The organism is Ruegeria sp. THAF33 (assembly GCF_009363615.1).
In the GTDB taxonomy this organism is placed as follows: Bacteria; Pseudomonadota; Alphaproteobacteria; order Rhodobacterales; family Rhodobacteraceae; genus Ruegeria.
In genome coordinates this window covers 688617-708778 of the sequence record NZ_CP045384.1, presented here as the reverse complement: position 1 = coordinate 708778, position 20162 = coordinate 688617, and the positions used below count along the sequence as shown (strand labels likewise).

The window sequence follows — 20162 nt, the reverse complement described above, 5'->3', positions numbered from 1 at the left end:
TCCATGAAGAAAGTCTATGCCAATGCCACCGAGGCGCTCGATGGGGTGCTGTCGGATGGCATGCTGATTGCCGCAGGCGGGTTTGGCCTCTGCGGAATTCCGGAACTGTTGCTTGAGGCCATCAGGGACTCGGGCGTCAAAGACCTGAGCTTTGCGTCGAACAATGCCGGTGTGGACGATTTCGGAATCGGCATCCTGTTGCAGACCAAGCAGGTCAAAAAGATGATCAGTTCGTATGTCGGTGAAAACGCCGAGTTCATGCGCCAGTATCTGAGTGGTGAGCTGGAACTGGAATTCAACCCCCAAGGAACATTGGCCGAACGGATGCGCGCCGGTGGCGCGGGCATCCCGGGCTTCTACACCAAGACCGGCGTCGGCACCGTGATCGCCGAAGGGAAAGAGCACAAGGACTTCAACGGCGAGACCTACATTCTGGAAGAAGGCATTTTTGCCGATCTGGCCATCGTCAAAGCCTGGAAGGCTGACGACACCGGCAATCTGGTTTTCCGCAAGACCGCCCGTAATTTCAACGTTCCTGCTGCGACTTGTGGCAAGATCTGCGTTGCCGAAGTGGAAGAGATCGTTCCGCGCGGTTCGCTGGACCCCGACTGCATCCACCTGCCCGGTATCTATGTGCATCGCATCATTCAGGGCGAACACGAAAAGCGCATCGAACAGCGCACCACCCGCAAGAAGGAGGAAGCATAATGCCCTGGGACCGCAATCAGATGGCCGCACGCGCGGCAGAGGAACTGGAAGACGGCATGTATGTGAACCTGGGCATCGGGATCCCGACGCTGGTGGCAAACTATGTGGGTGACAAGGACATCACTCTGCAATCGGAAAACGGCATGCTGGGCATGGGCCCTTTCCCCTTTGAGGGCGAAGAAGACCCGGACCTTATCAATGCAGGCAAGCAGACGATCACCGAACTGTCCCGCACGGCCTATTTCGACAGTGCCACATCCTTCGCCATGATCCGCGGTGGCAAGATCGCTGCGGCGATTCTGGGTGCCATGGAAGTGGATGAGAAGGGCGATCTGGCAAACTGGATGATCCCCGGCAAGCTGGTGAAGGGCATGGGCGGCGCGATGGACCTGGTTGCAGGCGTGGGCCGAGTGATTGTCGTGATGGATCACACCAACAAGCATGGCGACAGCAAGGTCCTGAAGGAATGCACCCTGCCACTGACCGGAAAGGGCGTCGTGGATCGCATCATCACCAATCTGGGTGTGCTGGATGTGGTTGAAGGCGGTCTGAAAATCGTCGAACTGGCGGAAGGTGTCAGCGAAGACGAGCTGCGCGCCGCAACGGAAGCGACAATCGTTTCCTGATCAAATGGAAAGGCCCGCCGGATCACGGCGGGCCTTATTAGTTGGACGTCTGAAAAACACAGCCATCAGAAATCAGGTCTGGCGGCGTTGCGCACAAAGCCCGCGCGATCTGAAACGCGGCGAGGACTTTTGGCACGTAGTCCCGAGTTTCAGCATAGGGTGGCACACCGCTGTGTTTGCGCACGGCCCCCTCTCCCGCGTTGTATCCAGCCAATACAAGTATTGGATCATTCCCGAACTCTTCCATCAGCCAGTTGAGGTATTTCACACCGCCCGCAATGTTCTCAGAGGGCTTAAGGCTGTCCTTTACCCCGAATCTGGCCGCTGTCGCGGGCATCAATTGCATAAGCCCCTGTGCGCCTGCGGAACTGACCGCGTCTGCACGTCCGGCCGATTCCACCGAGATGACCGCAAGCACCAGCGCAGGTGAAACATTAGTTCCCACAGTGGAACGGAGGATATCGATCCCGCGTTCCTTTGCGATATCTTGCAGCGATTGCAGTCGCGGTGATCTCACGTTGGTTGCGGCCAGGGCGTTGATCGCCGCGTCAAGCCGCCCGGCCCCGCGTTCATCAATGTGCGGTGAAATCCGGCTCCAGAAAGCCTTGTACGATCCTTTGGGATCTCGTTTGACTTCCGCACCCGGCGTTGGCAGCGGGGCGACTTTGGTACGCGCGATGATTTCCGGGACTACCAGTTCAGTGCCCGTGCTGGGCGCTGAAGGGTTAGCTGCGTGTTCTTCCGGAGTGATCTGCACGGTCACACGCGGACGTTCACCGGGTTTTGGGGCTTTGACGCGCTTGTATACGCCGCGCGGCTCTGTCTCGGTCGCATTTACAGATGCGGTGCCCGATATCAGAAACGCCAGCACACCGGCGCATTGAAGTGCGTTCCGGAGATTCATTTGCCTGCCTCATGTTTTCTTTTTAGGCGATTTGAACCCCGAATCTTCCCGCAAGGCCAGAAAAACAAAGCGAAATGGGGCAGTTTCGCCTCATTTGGCGCAATTTTGCATCGCTGCAGGGCCTTTGCTTCAATCGTTGTGATTTTTTTATCTTTTATTTTCCGTAAGTTACAAAAATTATAACCAAAAAGTTAAGCCATGCGAAAAAAAATCTGTGTTTGGCCCAATTCCTGCCACGCCCAACGGTCAAACATAGTCCCATACCGAGACGGACATGAGCGGACTGAGAGAGAAAGCTCTGAAAGACGCCTAGGTTTGTTAAACTCTTTTTGATCCTTTAGGAGGGACGTAACATGATCAAGTTCATCAAGAACTTCCGCAAAGACGAAGACGGCGCAGTAACAGTTGACTGGGTTGTTCTGACCGCAGCAGTCATCGGCCTGGCCGCCGTTGCTTATCAGCAGATCTCGGCTGGCGCCACTGGCCTGGCAACCGGCGTAAACGAGGCGCTGAACGCCGCATCGCTGAGCACCGGCAGCAACACCGCGACAGGTGGTATCACCGGCGAAGGCAAAAGCAACTAAGTTGCTGATCTAGAGAATTTCCAAGGCCGCGCTCATCGGGCGCGGCCTTTTTAATGATCTGAAACTGCTCCATCCCAAGTTCGCTGGAGCCTGCCCGCGCGCAAGTTGTGAAGGCAATCGCGACGATCATGGCGTTTTGCTGTAATTGCCGCGTTTCTTCTGCTCCAATCAATTCGACTAACGCGCGAAACCTGGTAGGAGCTCAAATTTTCCCTACGAAATCAATATTTAGCCCAACTTTCGCCATCCATGCGAACCAGTTTCAGGCCAACCTGTTGTTAGCACTGACGCGACGTATTTGGAGATAAGCACATGTTAAGGTTCCTTAATCAGTTCAAATCTGACGAAGCAGGAGCGGTGACAGTTGACTGGGTGGTGTTGACCGCAGTGGTCATAGGATTGTCGGGCGCGACCTACCTTGTAATAAGCTCAAGCGTCGACAGCATGGGCGGCAATATCAACGGGGCCATGAACAGCGCCGTCGTCAGCACCGGCTCGAATACTGCACCGTCTGGTATTATCACGGCGGGAACTGCCGGCGGCGGCGGCTAAGTTGCAGCTGGTGCGCGCTCTGGCTGGTTTCCAAAAACGTCTTGCTTAACCGTTTCGAAGCAAAGCGCTGCGCCCGTTGGGTGCAGCGTTGTTTTGTTACGCTCGGTCCGCTGGCAATCATGGGAAAGGTAACAATAACCATGCGGAATTGTGCGGAAGAAGGCGCAGAAATCTGACAATCAGGCATTTTTGTCCCACATTTCGACACAATTTGCGGTTAGCAAATAGGCTGTTTCAATGTGGTTCCTTGGCCGCTAAGTATTCGACCAAACAAAAGAATGAGGTACACGCATGCGAGCAGTTTTCGGACTTGTCCTGATTGTCGGCGTTGCACTGGCCGGGGGCGCCGTATACATGGCGCGAAACTATATCGCGGCTTACCAAAGTGAACTGGCACGCCAAAGGCTTGCTGCGGAAGAGGCTCTGGCCAATGCCAAAGTCGATGTTGTTCCGACAGTCACTGTATTGGTGTCGAACCGCGCCCTTAAATACGGCGAGCGGTTGACGGAGGAAGATATCCGCGCAGTTGACTGGCCGGAAAACGCGATTCCGGAAGGTACATTCACAGAGCTCACAGCCCTGTTCCCCGAAAGCGGCGCAAATGAACGTTTCGTTTTGAGGGCAATGGAAAAAGACGAAGCGATCATGGAGGTCAAGATCACTCGTCCAGGCGAAAAGGCTGGCCTGACGTCACGTCTGGAAAAAGGTATGCGTGCCTTTGCGATCAGCGTTGACGTAGCTTCTGGCGTTTCAGGATTCCTGCGGCCCGGCGACAGTGTCGACATCTATTGGACCGGTTCCAGTGGAACCATCGAAGGGAACAGCGGCGGAATTACCCGCCTGATCGAAACCAACGTGCAGCTCATTGCCGTCGATCAGACCGCTGGTTCAGACGTCACCAACACAACCATTGCACGTACAGTCACGGTCGCAGCCACACCTGAACAGGTCGCGGCTTTGGCACAGGCTCAGAACACGGGGCGTCTTTCCTTGGCTCTGGTTGGGGTACAGGATGAGTCCGTTGCCTCTACGATTGAAGTGGATCAGCGCAAGCTGTTGGGAATTCAAGAAGCCGCGCCGGAACCAGAAGCAAAAGCCGAAAGGGTATGCACGACACGTATTCGCCGCGGTGGCGAAATTGTAAATGTGCCTATCCCCTGCACAAATTGACGCCAATTCAGAACGTTACAGGTTCAGAGCCGCGCCCTTGGTGCGGCTCATTTTTTTGCGGATGTTGCCAATTCCCCACATAAGGAAACTTACGGAAACCATTGATTATTGCAATAAATTCGGATTTCGCGCAGTCTCTCCTCCCATAGGGCATAAGACCCAAAAAAACGAGGCGTGATCGGAGAGGCAGGTCACATGACAATACGTACCTGGATCAGCGCAACCCTGCTGGGGTTGTCGCTTGTTATGGGCCCCATTGGCGACACCGCCTGGGCTGAAACTTTGCGCGTGGTGAAAAAAGGGACTGTGGAAACACTGGACGTCCCGATGAACCGCGCAATTGTCGTAGAAAGCGAACAACCTTTCGCAGAGCTCAGCATTGCCAACGCAGGCATTGCAGACATCTCTTCTTTGTCGGAGCGCACGATCTATGTTCTGGGCAAGGCGCCCGGCCTGACTACGCTGACACTGTTTGACGGCGCGGGCAATCTTTTGGCCAATGTCCGCGTCCGGGTCGCACCGGATGTTACAGAATTCAAGGAACGTCTGCGTCAAATCCTGCCCAACGAACCCATCGAGGTTCGCACAGCCAATGATGGCATTGTTTTGTCCGGTACGATCTCCAGCTCGGCTAAACTGGCGCGCGCGCTGGAACTGGCTGAACGGTATGCCCCCGAGCGTGTCTCGAACCTGATGTCGGTCGGTGGTGTGCAGCAGGTCATGCTGAAGGTCCGCTTTGCAGAGATGAACCGCTCGGTCGCCAAAAGCCTGACAGCGTCGCTTGGCTTCGGTGGAAGCGACGTTACCGGAGGCTTTAACACGCTCAACAACCAGTTCGCACTGAACAACGCTTTGGCGAACAACATTCCGGCAGTTCAGGCCAATACCGGTGCCATCCTGTTTGGGTTTGGCGCGGGTTCGACGCAGGTTCGCCTGTTGCTGGAAGCGCTGGAAACCAAGGGGCTGGCCCGCAGCCTGGCCGAGCCGAATCTGTCCGCGCTGTCCGGCCAGGAGGCGTCGTTCCTAGCCGGTGGCGAAGTTCCCATCCCGGTACCGCAGGATGACGGCGTTGTGGCCATCGAATACAAAGCCTTCGGCGTTGAAATGGACTTCATCCCACGCGTCGTGGATGGCGATCTGATCAACCTTGAGATGGGCACGGCTGTTTCAAGTATCGACAACAGCTCGGATTTTACCATCAACGGGGATTCGGTTCCTAGCTTCATCACCCGCCGGGCAAAAACAACGATTGAACTTCGCGATGGTGAAAGCTTTGCCATTGCAGGCCTGATCCAGGACGATTTCGCGGATCTGAGCAACCAGATCCCATGGTTGGGGGATGTGCCGGTTCTGGGCGCGTTGTTCCGCAGCGCCAACTACCAGCGCGAGCAAAGTGAACTCGTCGTTATCATCACCGCGCATCTGGTTTCACCGACACGGGGCGAAACTCTTGCGCTTCCAACCGATCGGGTAAAACCGCCCAGCGAATTTGACTTGTTCTTGAACGGCCAGGTGGCGCGCACACAGCGCACGGGCGCCGGCGGAGCGTCAGAAGTTGCCAAGCAAAACTTCGGCAGCTCCTACGGCTACGTCCTAGATTGATCAGGAGGATAGGACCAATGCATAAGTGGATCATCACACTGGGTCTTTCGGTCGCTGTCGCCGCATGCACCCGCGAGGCCGGGTACGAGATCGATACAGGCACTTTCGGAAACGCGACGCTCAACAACGTCCAGGTACAAAGCGGCGAATTGACCTACGCGCAGATTCTCAGCCGCCGGTTTGCCGCGGATGTACCCAGCCAGGTGAACTTTGCGTTCAACAGCTCGCAACTGGATGCTTCGGCTCAGCGCATTCTTTTGCAACAGGCTGACTGGATCAAGCAGTTCCCCGAGGCCCGGTTCCGCGTTTACGGACATACGGATGCTGTGGGGTCGGCCAGCTACAACAAAAGTCTTGGCCTTCGCCGCGCGCAAGCAGTTGTCGCGTTTTTGGGGCAGCAGGGTATCTCGCGCTCACGGCTTGAGGCGGTGGTATCATTTGGCAAAACGCAACCGCTGATCGCAACGCAAAACCGGGATCGCAGGAATCGCAGAACGGTCACTGAAGTTTCAGGATTCGTTGATCGCAACCCACAGCTTCTGGACGGCAAGTACGCTCAGATCATTTACCGCGAATATGTGGAAAGTGCGACCGCTGTAAGCCAGATTCAGGAAGTGAACGCCCAGGACGCTGGCAGCGGTGGATAATACGTTTGAAATGGGCGGCATCGTCGCCCATTTCCCTACAATTGGTTCTTTTGCGCCCAATTCTCGCCCAACTTCAAAGCAACATTGTGAACAATAGGGTGACCTGCGGCCAAATTTGACCGTATTGGGGCGACAGCACATCAATCTGGCGGATTTCGTTCATATGACATGCTGAGCCCTCACGACGAGGATAGTGTTTATGACCAGCGCAACGCCGCAAGACGACAATACTGCAATCTTGGCCTGCACCATCAGTCGGGATGTTCAGAATTTCGACCTTCTGATCGAAGACATGGAAGCCATCTTGGGCGAACGCTGGGGAGATCTGGGATTTGCAGAAGCGTTGGCCTTTTTCAGCCAACCCGAAGCTGAAACGCTGGAATTCGTAGCACTGGCGATCGACGGAGAAGACGAAGACAACCTTTCTCTGCTAGGTGAGATAATCACTCAAGCCAATGAAAAGAAAGTAAAAGTTGTATTGATCGCCGAGGATGTTACTCCGGCATCCCTGCACCAACTGCTGCGCAAGGGTGCTGACGAGTTCGTGCCCTATCCTCTTCCCGAAGGCGAATTGCAGGAAGCCATCGAGCGTATGAAGCAGCCCGATCCGGTTGCCGTTGCGCAAGCAGCCGCCGTTCCTTTGGCCGGCGGCGCGTCCAAAGAAGGCGCTTTGTTTGTCGTTCAGGGCCTGGCAGGTGGTGTCGGTGCAACGACACTGGCCGTTAACTTGGCCTGGGAACTGGCATGTGCCTCTGACAAGGACGCGCCGACCGTGTGTCTGATCGATCTGGACCTGCAATACGGGACTGTTTCCACCTATCTGGATCTGCCGCGACGAGAGACCGTGTTTGAAATGCTGTCGGATACCGATGCGATGGACAGCGAAGTATTCTCGCAAGCCCTTCAAACATATGAAGAAAAGCTTCAAGTTTTGACCGCACCCTCCGATATGGTGCCACTGGACTTGATCACTCCGGAAGACATTCAGCGCGTGATCGACATGGCGCGCGCGCATTTCGACTATGTCATTGTCGACATGCCAAAAACGCTGGTCCTGTGGTCGGAAACAGTTTTGCAGGCCGCCCATGTGTATTTCGCCCTGATCGAGTTGGACATGCGGTCCGCCCAGAATGCCCTGCGCCTGAAACGCGCATTGCAGGCTGAGGAACTGCCATTCAACAAGCTGCGTTTTGCGTTGAACCGAGCGCCGAAATTTACCGATCTGAACGGGAAGAGCCGCGTGAAACGCATGGGGGAAAGTCTTGGAATCTCCATCGACCTGCTGCTGCCTGATGGTGGCAAACCGGTCATGCAAAGTGGGGATCATGGTCTGCCTCTGGCAAATGCGGCCGCCAAGAACCCTTTGCGCCGCGAAATCGCAAAGCTGGCGAAGTCGCTTCACAGCCTCGGCAGCAGTGCCGAAGAAGCTGCGTAACATCATCCCAAAGGGGGGATAAGCCGTGTTTTCAAGATACAAAAAGCAACCCGCAGCGCAGCCCGTCAAAACGCCGGCACAACCGGCTGAAACAGCGGCGTCTTCTGCACAGGCGACACCTGTCGCGACCGCGGTGGCACGCAAACCCGTGAAAAAGATTGCAGGTGAGGTCGCAAGTTCAGACAAAGACCGCAAACGCAAGGAGCGGTTGGGTGAGATCAAGATCGAACTGCACCGTGAACTGCTGGAAAACCTGAACCTGGCAGCGCTGGAAAACGCCGGCGAAGCCGAGTTGCGCACTGAAATCAGTGCTATCGCCAGCGAAGTTCTGGAAACAAGAAACATTGTTCTGAACCGCGAAGACCGGTCCCAACTGAACAAGGAACTGTATGACGAGGTGACGGGCCTTGGCCCGCTTGAGGCGCTGCTTCAGGACGATTCGGTCAACGATATTCTGGTGAATGGTCCACAACAGATTTTTGTGGAACGTGCCGGCAAGCTGGAACTCAGCGACATTACCTTCAAGGATGAAAAGCACCTGATGCGGATCATCGACAAGATCGTGTCCGCCGTGGGCCGCCGCGTCGATGAATCCAACCCGTATGTTGACGCCCGTCTGGCCGATGGATCGCGTTTCAATGCCATGGTGCCTCCGATCGCGGTGGACGGATCGCTTGTTTCCATTCGTAAATTCAAGAAAGACAAGCTGGGCATTGATGATCTGGTCAATTTCGGTGCGTTCACCGAAGAAATGGCCGCGTATTTGCAGGCCGCCGTGTCTACCCGACTGAATATCATCGTTTCCGGGGGTACGGGTTCGGGTAAAACAACCACGCTCAACGCCCTGTCCAGCTTCATCGACGATGCCGAGCGGATCCTGACCATCGAGGACACGGCTGAACTTCAACTGCAACAGACGCATGTGGGTCGGATGGAAAGCCGCCCGCCCAACGTGGAAGGCAAAGGTGAAGTCAGCCCGCGCGACTGTCTGAAAAACGCCCTGCGTATGCGTCCTGACCGCATCATCGTGGGTGAGACACGCGGCGCCGAGGTCATCGACATGTTGCAGGCCATGAACACCGGTCACGACGGATCGATGACCACGATTCACGCCAACTCGGCCCGTGACGGCATTTCACGTCTGGAAAACATGATCGCGATGGCCGGGATCGAAATGCCGATTAAGGCGGTCCGCAGTCAGATCGCCTCGGCTGTGAACTTGATCGTACAGGCCAGCCGCCTACAGGATGGTTCACGCCGGATGACCTCGATCACCGAGATCACCGGGATGGAAGGTGACGTGATTTCCATGCAGGAAATCTTTCGTTTTCAACGCGTTGGCCTGACACCAGACAACAAGATCATCGGGCATTTCACCGCCACTGGCGTCCGCAGCCACTATTCGGAACGGTTCCGTCTGTGGGGCTTTGACTTGCCAGCGTCCATCTACGACCCAACCACAATGTAGGAGAACCAGGTATGCAATTGCCTATGGAGGCGATCATTTATGTCGCCATCTTTGTGGGGGTTCTTGCCTTGGTCGAGGGCATCTATCTTGTCGCCTTCGGCAAGTCCATCAGCCTGAACAGCCGGGTCAACCGACGCCTGGATATGCTGGAAAAGGGTGCCGGACGCGAACAGGTGCTGGAGCAGCTGCGCAAAGAGATGCAGCAGCATATGAAATCGCAGAGCATTCCTCTGTACTCACTTCTTGCTGACAAGGCGCAAAAGGCTGCAATCGCGTTCTCTCCCCGTCAATTGATCATGATCATGGGTCTGGTATCAGCCATGGCCTTTGTCGGTTTGAGCATTGGCACCGCTACGGACACGGCACTTCGTATCGTTGTTTCCATCGCAATCGGCATCGGCGGCGTTTACGCCTGGGTCAACCACAAGGCCAAGAAACGCATGGGTATGATCGAAGAACAACTGCCCGATGCGGTTGAGCTGATGGTTCGATCTCTGCGTGTTGGCAATCCATTTGTGTCGACGATTCAGGTGGTTGCAAACGAAGTTCAGGATCCGCTGGGAACCGAGTTTGGCGTTATCGCTGATGAATGTGCCTATGGTCGCGATGTGGGCGAGGCGCTGAAGGACATGGCTGAACGATTGGACATGCAGGATATGCGCTTTCTTGCCGTAGCCGTGGGTATTCAGCAGCAATCCGGCGGCAACCTTGCCGAAATTCTGGCCGGATTGGCAAAGGTGATCCGCGCTCGTTTTCGCCTGTTCCGTCGCGTCAAGGCGATTACGGCCGAGGCACAATGGTCCGGCAAGTTCCTGTCCGGGTTTCCCGTTGCCTGTCTGATTTTCATCTTGGTCAAAGATCCGGGGTATTACGACGAGGTGCTGGATCACCCGTGGTTTATTCCCGCGTGTTTTGTTGTCGCCATCCTGCTGACATTGAACCTGATCGTCATGAAAATCATCACCAACATCAAGGTCTGAGGGCAGCACAATGGAAATCCTGACCAGCATCAATGACCTGTTAACCCAGCACCTGGGCGAATTCGGCCCTCTTATCATTGTCGGCGTACTTGGCCTGCTTATGGTTCTGGTCGCTGTCACACTGATGATGAAGCAGCCGGAAGACCCGCTGAAGAAACTGCAAAGATCGAATGCGGCTCCTCCCAAGCAGAAAAAAGGGAAGAAAGAGCAGCTTCGAAACTCAAGCCGAAACGAGCAGCTTGAGAAGTTTGCTACATTCCTTGAGCCCAAAAACGAAGAAGAATACTCGGCCGTCGAGCTGAAGCTGCGCCAAGCGGGCTACAGGTCGAAGGATTCGGTTCGGTTCTTCCACTTTGCGCAGTTTTCCTTGGGTATCCTTGGTATTTTCATTGGTGTTCTGCTGGTCACGGTCTTTTCCGGCGGCCAGGAATTTACCGGAACACAGATGATGATCCGAGTGCTTGTCCCCGGTGCGATTGGCTATTTCGCTCCAAAATACTGGATCACGCGCAGGGTTGAAGAACGGAAGGAAGCAATTACCGCTGGCTTTCCTGATACGCTCGATTTGATGCTGGTCTGTGTCGAGGCCGGCCAATCGCTTGATCAGGCCATCGTTCGCGTTGCCAGCGAAATGAGTGCGTCATATCCGGATATCGCGCAGGAATTCGAAACTGTCGCGCACGAAATGAAGGCTGGTAAGGACAAGGACACCGTCCTGCGTGATTTCGGCGTGCGATGTGGTGTGCAGGATGTGAACTCTTTTGTCACCGTTATGATCCAATCGGCGACATTTGGTACATCGATTGCCGAGGCGTTGCGGGTTTACGCCGGCGAGATGCGCGACAAACGCGTGATGCGCGCCGAGGAGGCCGCGAACAAGTTGCCGACCAAGATGACTCTTGTCACAATGATGCTGACGGTCCCGCCGCTGCTGATTATTCTGGTTGGCCCGTCGGCGAATGTTATTTCGAGTTTTGGACGCTAGGTCGGATAGAACCATATGAAAGCTGAATTCAGGTGCTTCCCTTCCGGGTTTCGCCGAATGCTCCGGGCCACCATGGTTTTTGCCATGGTGGCTTCTTGCACAGAAGGCCTGTCATCCAACGGATTGGATGCACCGGGAATTGACGCCAAGGGTCAGGCAGAGGACAACATCGAGGTCGGAAACAGATTGATGGCCGCCGGAGAATACGAACTGGCGCTTGAAACCTTTACCCGGGCCGCGCTTGAACAGGGTATGACGCCCCAGGTCCTGACTTCTCTGGGTACCGCAAATGTGGGGCTACGCCGCTTGGGACAGGCCGAAAAACTGCTGCGCAGAGCCGTAGAAGACGACACGGACTGGCCGGTGGCCTGGAACAATCTCGGTGTCCTGCTGATGGAAAAACAGGAATACCCCGAGGCAGCGCAAGTGTTTCAGCGGGCCTATGCGCTGGACAATGGCGAAAGTGACGCAATCCGGGACAATCTGCGCTTAGCACTCGCAAAAATGGAAAATCCTGTTAATAATACCCCACAAGAACAACAAGAATACACACTGGAGCAGCTTGGCGACGGGCAATTCACGCTACGCAAGATCCAGTAATTGAGGCGAGAGCAGTAAAGGACGCAAAAAATGCGCCAGCAATTCTTGATTCCGAGTGTTGTTATCAGTGGTCTGATCCTGTCGGCCTGTGCAAAGGAAACCGAAGAGGAAAAGGTTGAACGAACGTTTCAGGAAGTGAACGTTATTGACGAAACAAACCTGAACGATGTGCTTCTGAGCGCCGCAGATCCAAACGAAGCAGTGACCTATTTCCACGGTGCAGCGCTCAAGAACCCGGACCGGATCGATCTTCAGCGCGGACTGGCAATTTCTTTGGGCCGCGCCAAACGCACGACCGAGGCCGTGACCGCATGGAAGCGCGTCACAACGATGAAAGGCTCGAACGCCGCGGACAAGGTTGAATACGCGGACGCATTGGTCCGAAACGGCGACTGGTCGCAGGCCAAAACGGTTCTGGATTCGGTTCCCCCCACCTTTGAAACCTTCAAACGGTATCGCCTCGAGGCAGTCGTTGCGGATTCCCGGAAAGAGTGGAAACGCGCGGATCATTTCTATGAAACCGCTGTCGGGCTGACGACACGTCCGGGCAGTGTGATGAACAACTGGGGATATTCCAAACTGACCCGCGGCGAATATGCCGAAGCCGAGCGGTTGTTCTCGGAAGCGATCCGCCAGGACAACTCGCTGTTTACTGCCAAGAACAACCTGGTTTTGGCCCGATCGGCGCAAGGCAACTACAGCCTGCCAGTCGTCCCGATGACTCAGGTCGAGCGGGCGCGTCTGCTCAACACGATGGGTATTTCGGCAGTCAAACAGGGCGATATAACCACCGCCAAGAACCTATTCCGCGAAGCCATTTCAACCCACCCGCAGCATTTCGACGAGGCGGTCCGCTCGCTTCGGGCACTTGAAGGGGCCTGACACATGCAAATACCCGCAGTGGCAGCGGCCTGGTTTCTGCCGTTTGTGCTGCCGATCTGCTTTTACGTGGCCTTCACGGATATGCGTGAGATGCGGATCAAGAACCATGCAGTCCTTGCGCTTACGCTGGTTTACATCGTGATAGGTCTGATCGCCATTCCACCCTGGTCTACAGGCAGCCTCAGCGGCAATCTAGGGCCGGTCACCGTGTCTATGCCGATCTATTTCTGGCAATTGCTGCATATTGTCGTGGTTTTGGTTATTGGCATCTTCCTGAATGCCGCGGGCACCATGGGCGCTGGCGATGCCAAATTTCTGGCCGCCGCTTCGGCGTTTGTCTGGCTGGGCGATCTGAGAATTATACTGATGATCCTGACCGCCTGTGTTCTGGCTGCCGTGGTCACACATCGTTTGGCCAAAATCACAAGGCTGCGCACGATCGCGCCGCATTGGGAAAGCTGGAGCCGGGGCAAGCAGTTTCCGATGGGTTTCGCCTTGGGCGGATCATTGGCCATGTACCTGATTTTGGGTACTGTTCTCGGATCGTAAACTATCATCAGCGCGCCTTGTCGCTGCCTTTGTCCCGCCACAAAGCTGGTTCATTTTTCTTCAAGACGCCCTTTTTCGGGTTCTTGGCGTGACAAATTGATGGACGAGCACCGCGCATGAATATGCAGAATTCCTCTGTTATGGCCCCCCCTGCCCCCAAGGGTTTGGGCGAAATGAAGCTTCCGCTTGTAATGATGCGGGACATCCTTCTGAAGACGGTTTTTCGCAAAAACGCGAGCACGGTTTCAGAAGTGGCCGAAGCGATCTGTCTCCCGGGATCGGTAACTCAGGAACTGGTCGATATCGCGCGCGATCAGAAACTGCTTGAAGCGACCGGGACACTGAACGCCAATAGCGGCAATGAGATGGGGTATCAGCTGACCGATGCAGGCAAGGCCCGTGCGCTGGATGCGCTGAGCCAATCCGAATATTTCGGCGCGATGCCGGTGCCGCTGGATGTCTATCGCGAGCAGGTCAAACGCCAGTCGATCCGAAATATTCAGGTCACGCGAGAGCAACTGGTTGGCGCAATGGGTCATCTCGTTCTGCCCGACAGCCTGCTGGACCATCTGGGCCCGGCGGTTAGCGCGGGCCGGTCGATTCTGATGTACGGTCCTCCGGGCAACGGTAAATCCTCGATCTCGAACGGCATCCGGGATGCGTTGGGTGATAACGTCTATGTGCCCTATGCTATCGAATATGCAGGTCAGGTGATCACGGTCTATGACCCGATCGTGCACACGGCGATCGAACAGGAGCCGGACGACCCCAACAGCCTGCGCCGTCGCAAGCGGTTCGATTCTCGCTATGTTCAGTGTGAACGCCCCACCGTCGTAACCGGTGGTGAGCTCTCGCTCAGCATGTTGGATCTGGTCTACAACCCGACCGCCCGAACCTATCAGGCCCCGTTGCAGCTGAAATCCACCGGTGGCATTTTCATCGTAGATGACCTTGGCCGTCAGGCCGAACCGCCGCAGGCGCTGGTCAACCGTTGGATTGTCCCGCTTGAAGAAAACAAGGATATCCTCGGCCTGCAATCAGGTGAAAAGTTCGAAGTTCCGTTTGACACGCTGGTCATCTTCTCGACCAACTTCCACCCCAATGAGATCTTCGACCAAGCGGCCTTGCGCCGGATCTTCTTCAAGATCAAGATTGACGGTCCGAACCAAGAAAACTTCCTGAAAATCTTTGCCATGGTAGCCCGCAAACGCGGAATGCCTTTGGATGAGGCGGCGCTGGTGCACCTGCTGAAGGTCAAATACCCTACTATCAACAATATCTACGCCAACTATCAACCGATCTTCCTGATTGATCAGATGATCTCGATCTGCGAGTTCGAAGGCATCCCTTATCAGATGAGTCCGGACCTGATTGACCGTGCCTGGGCCAACATGTTCGTAAAAGACGAGAAAATCGTCAAATAACGCCGTGCCAATCCCTCCTCCGGGCGGGTAATCTGCAACCATGACGCAGATTCCCGCTCGGATTGGTACGTGGTTCTCCTCCAAAGGCTGGTCCATCCACCCACATCAGAAAGAGATGTTCGACCGGGCGAAGGAGCCGGCAACCCTCCTTATCGCCCCAACGGGTGGCGGCAAGACCATGGCCGGATTTCTGCCTTCCCTGTCCGAGCTGGCCGACGGGGACCACAACGGTTTGCATACGCTCTATGTCTCGCCGCTCAAGGCGCTGGCGGCGGATATCAAACGTAACCTGCGAACCCCGGTGGATGAGATCGGCCTGCCCATCCGAATCGAGGATCGCACCGGTGACACCTCGGCCACGCAGAAAAAACGCCAAAGGGCCGATCCACCCCATATCCTGCTGACCACACCGGAAAGCCTTGCACTGCTGACCTCATACGAAGATGCGCCGCGCATGTTCGATGGGGTACAGCGGATCATCGTCGACGAAATCCACGCGCTGGCGGAAAGCAAGCGCGGCGATCAGCTGATGCTGGCCCTGGCACGTCTTCACCGCCTCAACCCGGGTCTGCGTCGTGTAGGCCTGTCAGCCACGGTCGAAGACCCCGCAGCAATTGCCGGCTTTCTGGCGCGCCACCCGGACCCCTGCCAGATCGTGCAGGCCGATCCCGGCCCGGACCCGGACATCCAGATGCTGGAAACAACGGAAATGCCGCCCTGGTCCGGCGGAGGCGCGGCCTATTCGATTCCAGCTGTGCTGGACCAGATCCGGCGGCACAGGACCACGCTGATCTTTCACAACACCCGCGCGCAGGCCGAGATCTACTTTCACAATCTATGGCTGGCGAATGACGACGGCCTGCCCATCGGCATCCATCATGGCAGCCTTGACCGACAGCAACGCGAGCGGGTCGAGGCCGCGATGGTGCGTGGCGAATTGCGCGCCATCGTCTGCACCGGCAGCCTCGATCTGGGCATTGATTGGGGCGATGTCGATTTGGTGATTCAGATCGGTGCGCCCAAGAACGTCAAGCGGCTGGTGCAAAGGATTGGTCGGGCCAACCACCGCTACAACGCGCCTTCCAAGGCGCTGCTGGTTCCTGCGAACCGTTTTGAGGTTGTCGAATGCGTCGCTGCGCTCGAGGCTGCCAAAGCCCATGAACTGGACGGAGAACCCCGAGGCCCCGGCCCCCGCGATGTGTTGTGCCAGCACATTCTGATTGCGGCCTGTGCCGGGCCCTTTGACGCTGATGATCTATATGCCGAGATGACATCCGCCGGACCTTACGCACAGTTGACCCGACCGGAATTTGACGCCTGTCTGGATTTCTGTGCCACCGGCGGCTACGCCTTGCGCGCCTATGATCGATGGCAAAGGTTGCAGAAGCGTGCCGACGGGCAATGGCAATTGCGCGATCCTCGCGCAGCGTCGCGTATTCGCATGAATCTGGGCACGATTCAGGACACGGATACACTCAAAGTTCGCCTTAAACGCAGCCGTGGCGGTAAACCGTTGGGCGAAGTCGAGGAAGCCTTTGCTGCTTCGCTGACCCCCGGCGATACCTTCCTGATCGGCGGACAGATCGTACGGTATGAAGGTCTGCGCGAAATGGTGGTCGAAGTCAGCCGTCGCGCCGATCGCAAACCAAAGATCGCGACCTTCTCGGGCACGAAATTTGCGACCTCAACGCAACTCAGCGACCGCATTCTGCGCATGTTCGCCCAAACTGACTGGCCGCACCTGCCCTCCCATACGGCTGATTGGCTGGACTTGCAGCGCCAAATGTCCCGCCTGCCTCAACGCGATCGTCTTCTGATCGAAAGCTTTCCAAGCGACGGCCGAGAGCATCTGTGCGTATACGGATTCGCCGGCCGCAACGCGCAACAAACACTTGGGCTGCTGTTGACCAAGCGGATGGAGGATACCGGTTTGGCGCCGCTGGGGTTTGTCGCCACAGACTATGCCACGCTGATTTGGGGTTTGGATGCGGTCACTGACCCACGCCCTTTGTTTCAACCCGAAGCGCTGCGTGACGGGCTGGACACATGGCTGGCAGGCAACGCAGTCATGAAGCGTACCTTTCGCGCGTCGGCCACGATTGCCGGTCTGATCGAACGCAACATGGCCGGGCAACGGAAAACCGGGCGGCAAGCCACGTTTTCGTCGGATATTCTCTATGACACTTTGCTGAAATATGATCCCGATCATCTGTTGATGCAGATCACCCGCGAAGAAGCCATGCGCGGGTTGGTTGACTTCGGTCGGATCGAGGCAATGCTGGCGCGCATCGGCGACCGCATCGACCTGCTGCGTCTAGACCGCGTTTCCCCACTGGCCGCGCCGCTGTTTCTTGAGGTCGGAAAGGTGCCTGTCAAAGGGGCCGCCGAAGAAAGGCTGCTTGCAGAAGAAAGCGCGCGCCTGCTGGAAGCCGCCGGGCTGGACCAGCTTTGATTCCCTTGCGCAAGATGTGGAATCAGGCCAAGAACGTATCATGAACGTGTGCAAGTTTTCCTTTGCAGGCCAGCAACTCGCTGCGTTGCCGTCTGGCGCATTATGGTGGCCGGCGCGGCGACTGCTCTGTGTTTCGGACCTGCATCTGGGAAAATCCGAACGTATGGCCCGTCGGCGCGGGGCTACGCTGCCGCCTTATGACAGTCGCGAAACGCTTGACCGGCTGGCGCGCGATCTCGAACACACCAACGCCGAAACCGTCATCTGCCTAGGTGACAGCTTTGACGATCTCGAAGCGGCCCAGGCCCTGCCCGACGCAGAAGGGTTGAGGATTGCAACGTTGCAGGCCGGGCGCCAATGGATCTGGATCGAAGGCAACCACGATCCCGGCCCGATCGAGATGGGGGGCTCTCATCTGGTCGAATGGCAGTGCGGCCCTCTCGTCTTTCGTCACATCGCCCAGGATCAGCCGCAAGGTGAAATTTCAGGCCATTTCCATCCGAAAGCACAGATTCGGACGAAAGGCAGGTACATTTCACGGCCTGCCTTTCTGCTGGACAGAAACCGGCTGATCCTGCCTGCCTACGGAACTTACACCGGGGGGTTGCGCAGTTCGGATCGGGCACTTTCCGATCTCATGGGCGCGGACGCCATGGCCATTCTGACGGGCCAGCAACCACAGATGATTCCAATGCCGCGTTGAGTTCAGATCAACCCGTCTTCTTCCAATTTCGGTTTGTACTTGCGGCTTACTGGAACCAGATCGCCGTTCATCAGGCGCATAAAGGTTTTGCCCCCCGATTTTTCAACCCCAACGATTGATGCGTCCACCACCCAATGTGAACGGTGCGAACAGTGTCCGGGAACCGGCTCCATCTCGGCAATTGCGTCCGTAAAGCGCGAGCGGACCGTGAACGTGCCTTCCGAAGTGACAATATCCACATTGTGATCCCTGACCGTCAAACGATGGATTTGACCATGGAAGTCAGGCGGCAGACGCCTGATCAGACGCGGCCTCTCGGTTTCAGGTGTCGAGGCCATCAATGGGTTCAGATCATTGCGTTGCACAAGAACCAAACCCGTTGCAAACAGGACCCCATATACCGCGACGGTCTGGGCGCCTGGTGCCATGTGACCTCCGCAGGTGAACAGGACCCATGCCAACATCCAAAGGGACGGCGTGAACAGAACCAGGATCAGTGCCGCGAATGCCAGATCACGGACGGGAACATTCAACAGAACGGGGTTTTTTTGCATCAAGTTGCGCGCCAACCCGGTGACTGTCAGGGCAAGAAACATAACCCCGGTCCAGAAAAGAAGACGCAAACCGAAGCTCAGATCCGCGACCAGAAATGGAGGAAACGCGTAGGCAAGCAATGGAAGAAAGACAAGGCCCGCCGTCACTCGCTGTGGGGTACAAGCATTCCGAATAGTGTTAATCCCAGACGTCATACCGCTTTTGCGCATGACTTAATTATATTCAACCTTAGCACGACAAGCACTGAAGCACCTTACCTGTAACCAACTGGGAATACAGGGATATCACGATTTTCTAAGCTGTCAAACCCATTCAGGGCAAATTGACTGGAGCGTCCGATGATTGTCCCGCGGGGTCATGCACAACCGAGGAGTGTGCCGGGCCGACATGATCGACCCGACCAGATTACCTTACGCCGTCAAACCTTCTGGTTCGGGCAGAGCGTTGGCGCGGCAGCACGCTGTCAAAGTGTTGGCCAACAGGCATGCAATGGTCATCGGACCTACCCCCCCCGGAACCGGAGTGATGGCGCCAGCACGCTGGGACGCGCTGGCATAGTCCACGTCACCGACCAGCTTGTTCTTTCCGTCGCGTTCGATGCGGTTGATGCCTACATCGATCACGGTCGCGCCTTCCTTGATCCAGTCACCCGGCACCATTTCCGGACGCCCCACGGCAGCCACGACGATATCGGCACGGCGTACGACGTCCGGCAGATCCTTGGTGCGCGAATGCGCGATGGTCACGGTGCAGCTATCGCCCAGCAGCAGCTGCGCCATCGGTTTGCCCACAATGTTCGAGCGACCGATCACAACGGCGTCCATGCCGGAAAGCGAACCGTGGTGGTCCCGCAGCATCATCAGGCAGCCCAGCGGGGTGCAGGGCACCATCGACTTCTGACCGGTACCCAGCAGGCCCACGTTCGAAATGTGGAAGCCATCCACATCCTTGGCCGGGTCGATCGAGTTGATCACCAGATCTTCGTTCAGGTGTTCGGGCAGCGGCAACTGGACCAGAATGCCATGCACGGCCGGGTCGTTGTTCAGCTTGTCGATCAGCGCCAAAAGATCTTCTTCCGACGTCGCGGCGTCCAGTTTGTGCTCGTATGAATTCATGCCGACTTCAACGGTCATTTTGCCCTTCGAGCGGACATAAACCTGGCTGGCTGGGTCTTCGCCCACAAGAACCACGGCTAGGCCAGGGGTGATGCCGTTTTCTTCTTTCAGCTTTGCGACCTGATCGGCAACTTGACCGCGCACTTTTGCGGCAAAGGCCTTACCGTCGATAACCTGAGCTACCATACTTCGATCCCTTCTTTCAAAAAACGGATCGGGCG

Annotated in this window: 20 protein-coding genes; 17 read left to right on the top strand and 3 right to left on the bottom strand. The window is 56.3% G+C overall.

The window, feature by feature from the left end:
- Window positions 1-3: 3 nt before the first annotated feature.
- A complete protein-coding gene (locus FIU92_RS03590) occupies window positions 4-708 on the top strand; it encodes a CoA transferase subunit A (RefSeq protein ID WP_152457253.1) in 705 nt (234 codons plus the stop codon).
- The gene (locus FIU92_RS03585; RefSeq protein WP_152457252.1) at window positions 708-1334 is read left to right on the top strand and encodes a CoA transferase subunit B; all 627 of its coding nucleotides are present in this window, start codon (window positions 708-710) and stop codon (window positions 1332-1334) included. Before FIU92_RS03590 ends, FIU92_RS03585 begins: the two co-directional genes overlap by 1 nt.
- A gap of 37 nt (window positions 1335-1371) precedes the next feature.
- Here FIU92_RS03585 and FIU92_RS03580 read toward each other — a convergent pair whose 3' ends face one another.
- Window positions 1372-2238 (bottom strand): lytic transglycosylase domain-containing protein, encoded by an 867-nt coding sequence (locus tag FIU92_RS03580; RefSeq protein ID WP_152457251.1) that lies wholly within the window; start codon window positions 2236-2238, stop codon window positions 1372-1374.
- Between the two features lie 353 nt (window positions 2239-2591).
- On the opposite strand from FIU92_RS03580, the gene FIU92_RS03575 reads away from it, so the two are divergent.
- From FIU92_RS03575 to pdeM, 15 genes are all read left to right on the top strand, one after another.
- The gene (locus tag FIU92_RS03575) at window positions 2592-2822 is read left to right on the top strand and encodes a Flp family type IVb pilin (protein ID WP_117869713.1); all 231 of its coding nucleotides are present in this window, start codon (window positions 2592-2594) and stop codon (window positions 2820-2822) included.
- Window positions 2823-3134: 312 nt separating this feature from the next.
- The gene (locus FIU92_RS03570; protein ID WP_152457250.1) at window positions 3135-3374 is read left to right on the top strand and encodes a hypothetical protein; all 240 of its coding nucleotides are present in this window, start codon (window positions 3135-3137) and stop codon (window positions 3372-3374) included.
- A gap of 291 nt (window positions 3375-3665) precedes the next feature.
- Window positions 3666-4544: a Flp pilus assembly protein CpaB gene (gene cpaB / locus FIU92_RS03565; protein WP_152457249.1), complete on the top strand. Its 879-nt coding sequence runs from the start codon at window positions 3666-3668 to the stop codon at window positions 4542-4544.
- A 195-nt stretch (window positions 4545-4739) separates the two neighbouring features.
- Window positions 4740-6146 (top strand): type II and III secretion system protein family protein, encoded by a 1407-nt coding sequence (locus tag FIU92_RS03560; protein WP_152457248.1) that lies wholly within the window; start codon window positions 4740-4742, stop codon window positions 6144-6146.
- 17 nt (window positions 6147-6163) lie between these two features.
- Window positions 6164-6793 carry an OmpA family protein gene (locus FIU92_RS03555; protein WP_152457247.1) on the top strand — a complete coding sequence of 210 codons (630 nt, stop codon included), beginning with the start codon at window positions 6164-6166 and terminating at the stop codon, window positions 6791-6793.
- 199 nt (window positions 6794-6992) lie between these two features.
- Window positions 6993-8228, top strand: coding sequence for an AAA family ATPase (locus tag FIU92_RS03550; protein ID WP_152457246.1), 1236 nt, complete (start codon window positions 6993-6995; stop codon window positions 8226-8228).
- 25 nt (window positions 8229-8253) lie between these two features.
- A complete protein-coding gene (locus FIU92_RS03545) occupies window positions 8254-9696 on the top strand; it encodes a CpaF family protein (protein ID WP_152457245.1) in 1443 nt (480 codons plus the stop codon).
- Between the two features lie 11 nt (window positions 9697-9707).
- On the top strand, window positions 9708-10676 hold the full coding sequence (locus tag FIU92_RS03540; protein WP_152457244.1) for a type II secretion system F family protein: 969 nt from the start codon (window positions 9708-9710) through the stop codon (window positions 10674-10676).
- Between the two features lie 10 nt (window positions 10677-10686).
- Window positions 10687-11661: a type II secretion system F family protein gene (locus FIU92_RS03535; protein ID WP_152457243.1), complete on the top strand. Its 975-nt coding sequence runs from the start codon at window positions 10687-10689 to the stop codon at window positions 11659-11661.
- A gap of 57 nt (window positions 11662-11718) precedes the next feature.
- On the top strand, window positions 11719-12261 hold the full coding sequence (locus FIU92_RS03530) for a tetratricopeptide repeat protein (protein WP_371419729.1): 543 nt from the start codon (window positions 11719-11721) through the stop codon (window positions 12259-12261).
- 30 nt (window positions 12262-12291) lie between these two features.
- On the top strand, window positions 12292-13143 hold the full coding sequence (locus tag FIU92_RS03525; protein WP_152457242.1) for a lipopolysaccharide assembly protein LapB: 852 nt from the start codon (window positions 12292-12294) through the stop codon (window positions 13141-13143).
- A gap of 3 nt (window positions 13144-13146) precedes the next feature.
- Window positions 13147-13692 carry a prepilin peptidase gene (locus FIU92_RS03520; protein WP_152457241.1) on the top strand — a complete coding sequence of 182 codons (546 nt, stop codon included), beginning with the start codon at window positions 13147-13149 and terminating at the stop codon, window positions 13690-13692.
- 116 nt (window positions 13693-13808) lie between these two features.
- Entirely contained in the window at window positions 13809-15116 is a 1308-nt protein-coding gene (locus FIU92_RS03515) for an ATPase (protein ID WP_152457240.1), read from the top strand.
- A gap of 40 nt (window positions 15117-15156) precedes the next feature.
- The gene (locus FIU92_RS03510; protein ID WP_152457239.1) at window positions 15157-17568 is read left to right on the top strand and encodes a ligase-associated DNA damage response DEXH box helicase; all 2412 of its coding nucleotides are present in this window, start codon (window positions 15157-15159) and stop codon (window positions 17566-17568) included.
- 40 nt (window positions 17569-17608) lie between these two features.
- The gene (pdeM, locus tag FIU92_RS03505; protein ID WP_152457238.1) at window positions 17609-18271 is read left to right on the top strand and encodes a ligase-associated DNA damage response endonuclease PdeM; all 663 of its coding nucleotides are present in this window, start codon (window positions 17609-17611) and stop codon (window positions 18269-18271) included.
- A 2-nt stretch (window positions 18272-18273) separates the two neighbouring features.
- Here the strand turns inward: pdeM and FIU92_RS03500 are convergent, their stop codons facing one another.
- Together FIU92_RS03500 and folD are read right to left on the bottom strand one after the other, a co-directional pair.
- Entirely contained in the window at window positions 18274-18972 is a 699-nt protein-coding gene (locus tag FIU92_RS03500) for a LytTR family DNA-binding domain-containing protein (RefSeq protein ID WP_254705352.1), read from the bottom strand.
- Between the two features lie 264 nt (window positions 18973-19236).
- Window positions 19237-20127, bottom strand: a complete 891-nt coding sequence (gene folD / locus FIU92_RS03495; RefSeq protein WP_152457236.1) for a bifunctional methylenetetrahydrofolate dehydrogenase/methenyltetrahydrofolate cyclohydrolase FolD — start codon at window positions 20125-20127, stop codon at window positions 19237-19239.
- Between the last annotated feature and the right edge of the window lie 35 nt (window positions 20128-20162).

Coding starts and splice junctions, on each gene's coding strand:
- FIU92_RS03530 (WP_371419729.1), top strand. CDS start 11,719: ATGCTCCGGGCCACCATGGTTTTTGCCATGGTGGCTTCTTGCACAGAA.
- FIU92_RS03535 (WP_152457243.1), top strand. CDS start 10,687: ATGGAAATCCTGACCAGCATCAATGACCTGTTAACCCAGCACCTGGGC.
- cpaB (WP_152457249.1), top strand. CDS start 3,666: ATGCGAGCAGTTTTCGGACTTGTCCTGATTGTCGGCGTTGCACTGGCC.
- FIU92_RS03555 (WP_152457247.1), top strand. CDS start 6,164: ATGCATAAGTGGATCATCACACTGGGTCTTTCGGTCGCTGTCGCCGCA.
- FIU92_RS03560 (WP_152457248.1), top strand. CDS start 4,740: ATGACAATACGTACCTGGATCAGCGCAACCCTGCTGGGGTTGTCGCTT.
- FIU92_RS03585 (WP_152457252.1), top strand. CDS start 708: ATGCCCTGGGACCGCAATCAGATGGCCGCACGCGCGGCAGAGGAACTG.
- FIU92_RS03510 (WP_152457239.1), top strand. CDS start 15,157: ATGACGCAGATTCCCGCTCGGATTGGTACGTGGTTCTCCTCCAAAGGC.
- FIU92_RS03590 (WP_152457253.1), top strand. CDS start 4: ATGAAGAAAGTCTATGCCAATGCCACCGAGGCGCTCGATGGGGTGCTG.
- FIU92_RS03540 (WP_152457244.1), top strand. CDS start 9,708: ATGCAATTGCCTATGGAGGCGATCATTTATGTCGCCATCTTTGTGGGG.
- pdeM (WP_152457238.1), top strand. CDS start 17,609: ATGAACGTGTGCAAGTTTTCCTTTGCAGGCCAGCAACTCGCTGCGTTG.
- FIU92_RS03525 (WP_152457242.1), top strand. CDS start 12,292: ATGCGCCAGCAATTCTTGATTCCGAGTGTTGTTATCAGTGGTCTGATC.
- FIU92_RS03575 (WP_117869713.1), top strand. CDS start 2,592: ATGATCAAGTTCATCAAGAACTTCCGCAAAGACGAAGACGGCGCAGTA.
- FIU92_RS03515 (WP_152457240.1), top strand. CDS start 13,809: ATGAATATGCAGAATTCCTCTGTTATGGCCCCCCCTGCCCCCAAGGGT.
- folD (WP_152457236.1), bottom strand. CDS start 20,127: ATGGTAGCTCAGGTTATCGACGGTAAGGCCTTTGCCGCAAAAGTGCGC.
- FIU92_RS03580 (WP_152457251.1), bottom strand. CDS start 2,238: ATGAATCTCCGGAACGCACTTCAATGCGCCGGTGTGCTGGCGTTTCTG.
- FIU92_RS03520 (WP_152457241.1), top strand. CDS start 13,147: ATGCAAATACCCGCAGTGGCAGCGGCCTGGTTTCTGCCGTTTGTGCTG.
- FIU92_RS03550 (WP_152457246.1), top strand. CDS start 6,993: ATGACCAGCGCAACGCCGCAAGACGACAATACTGCAATCTTGGCCTGC.
- FIU92_RS03570 (WP_152457250.1), top strand. CDS start 3,135: ATGTTAAGGTTCCTTAATCAGTTCAAATCTGACGAAGCAGGAGCGGTG.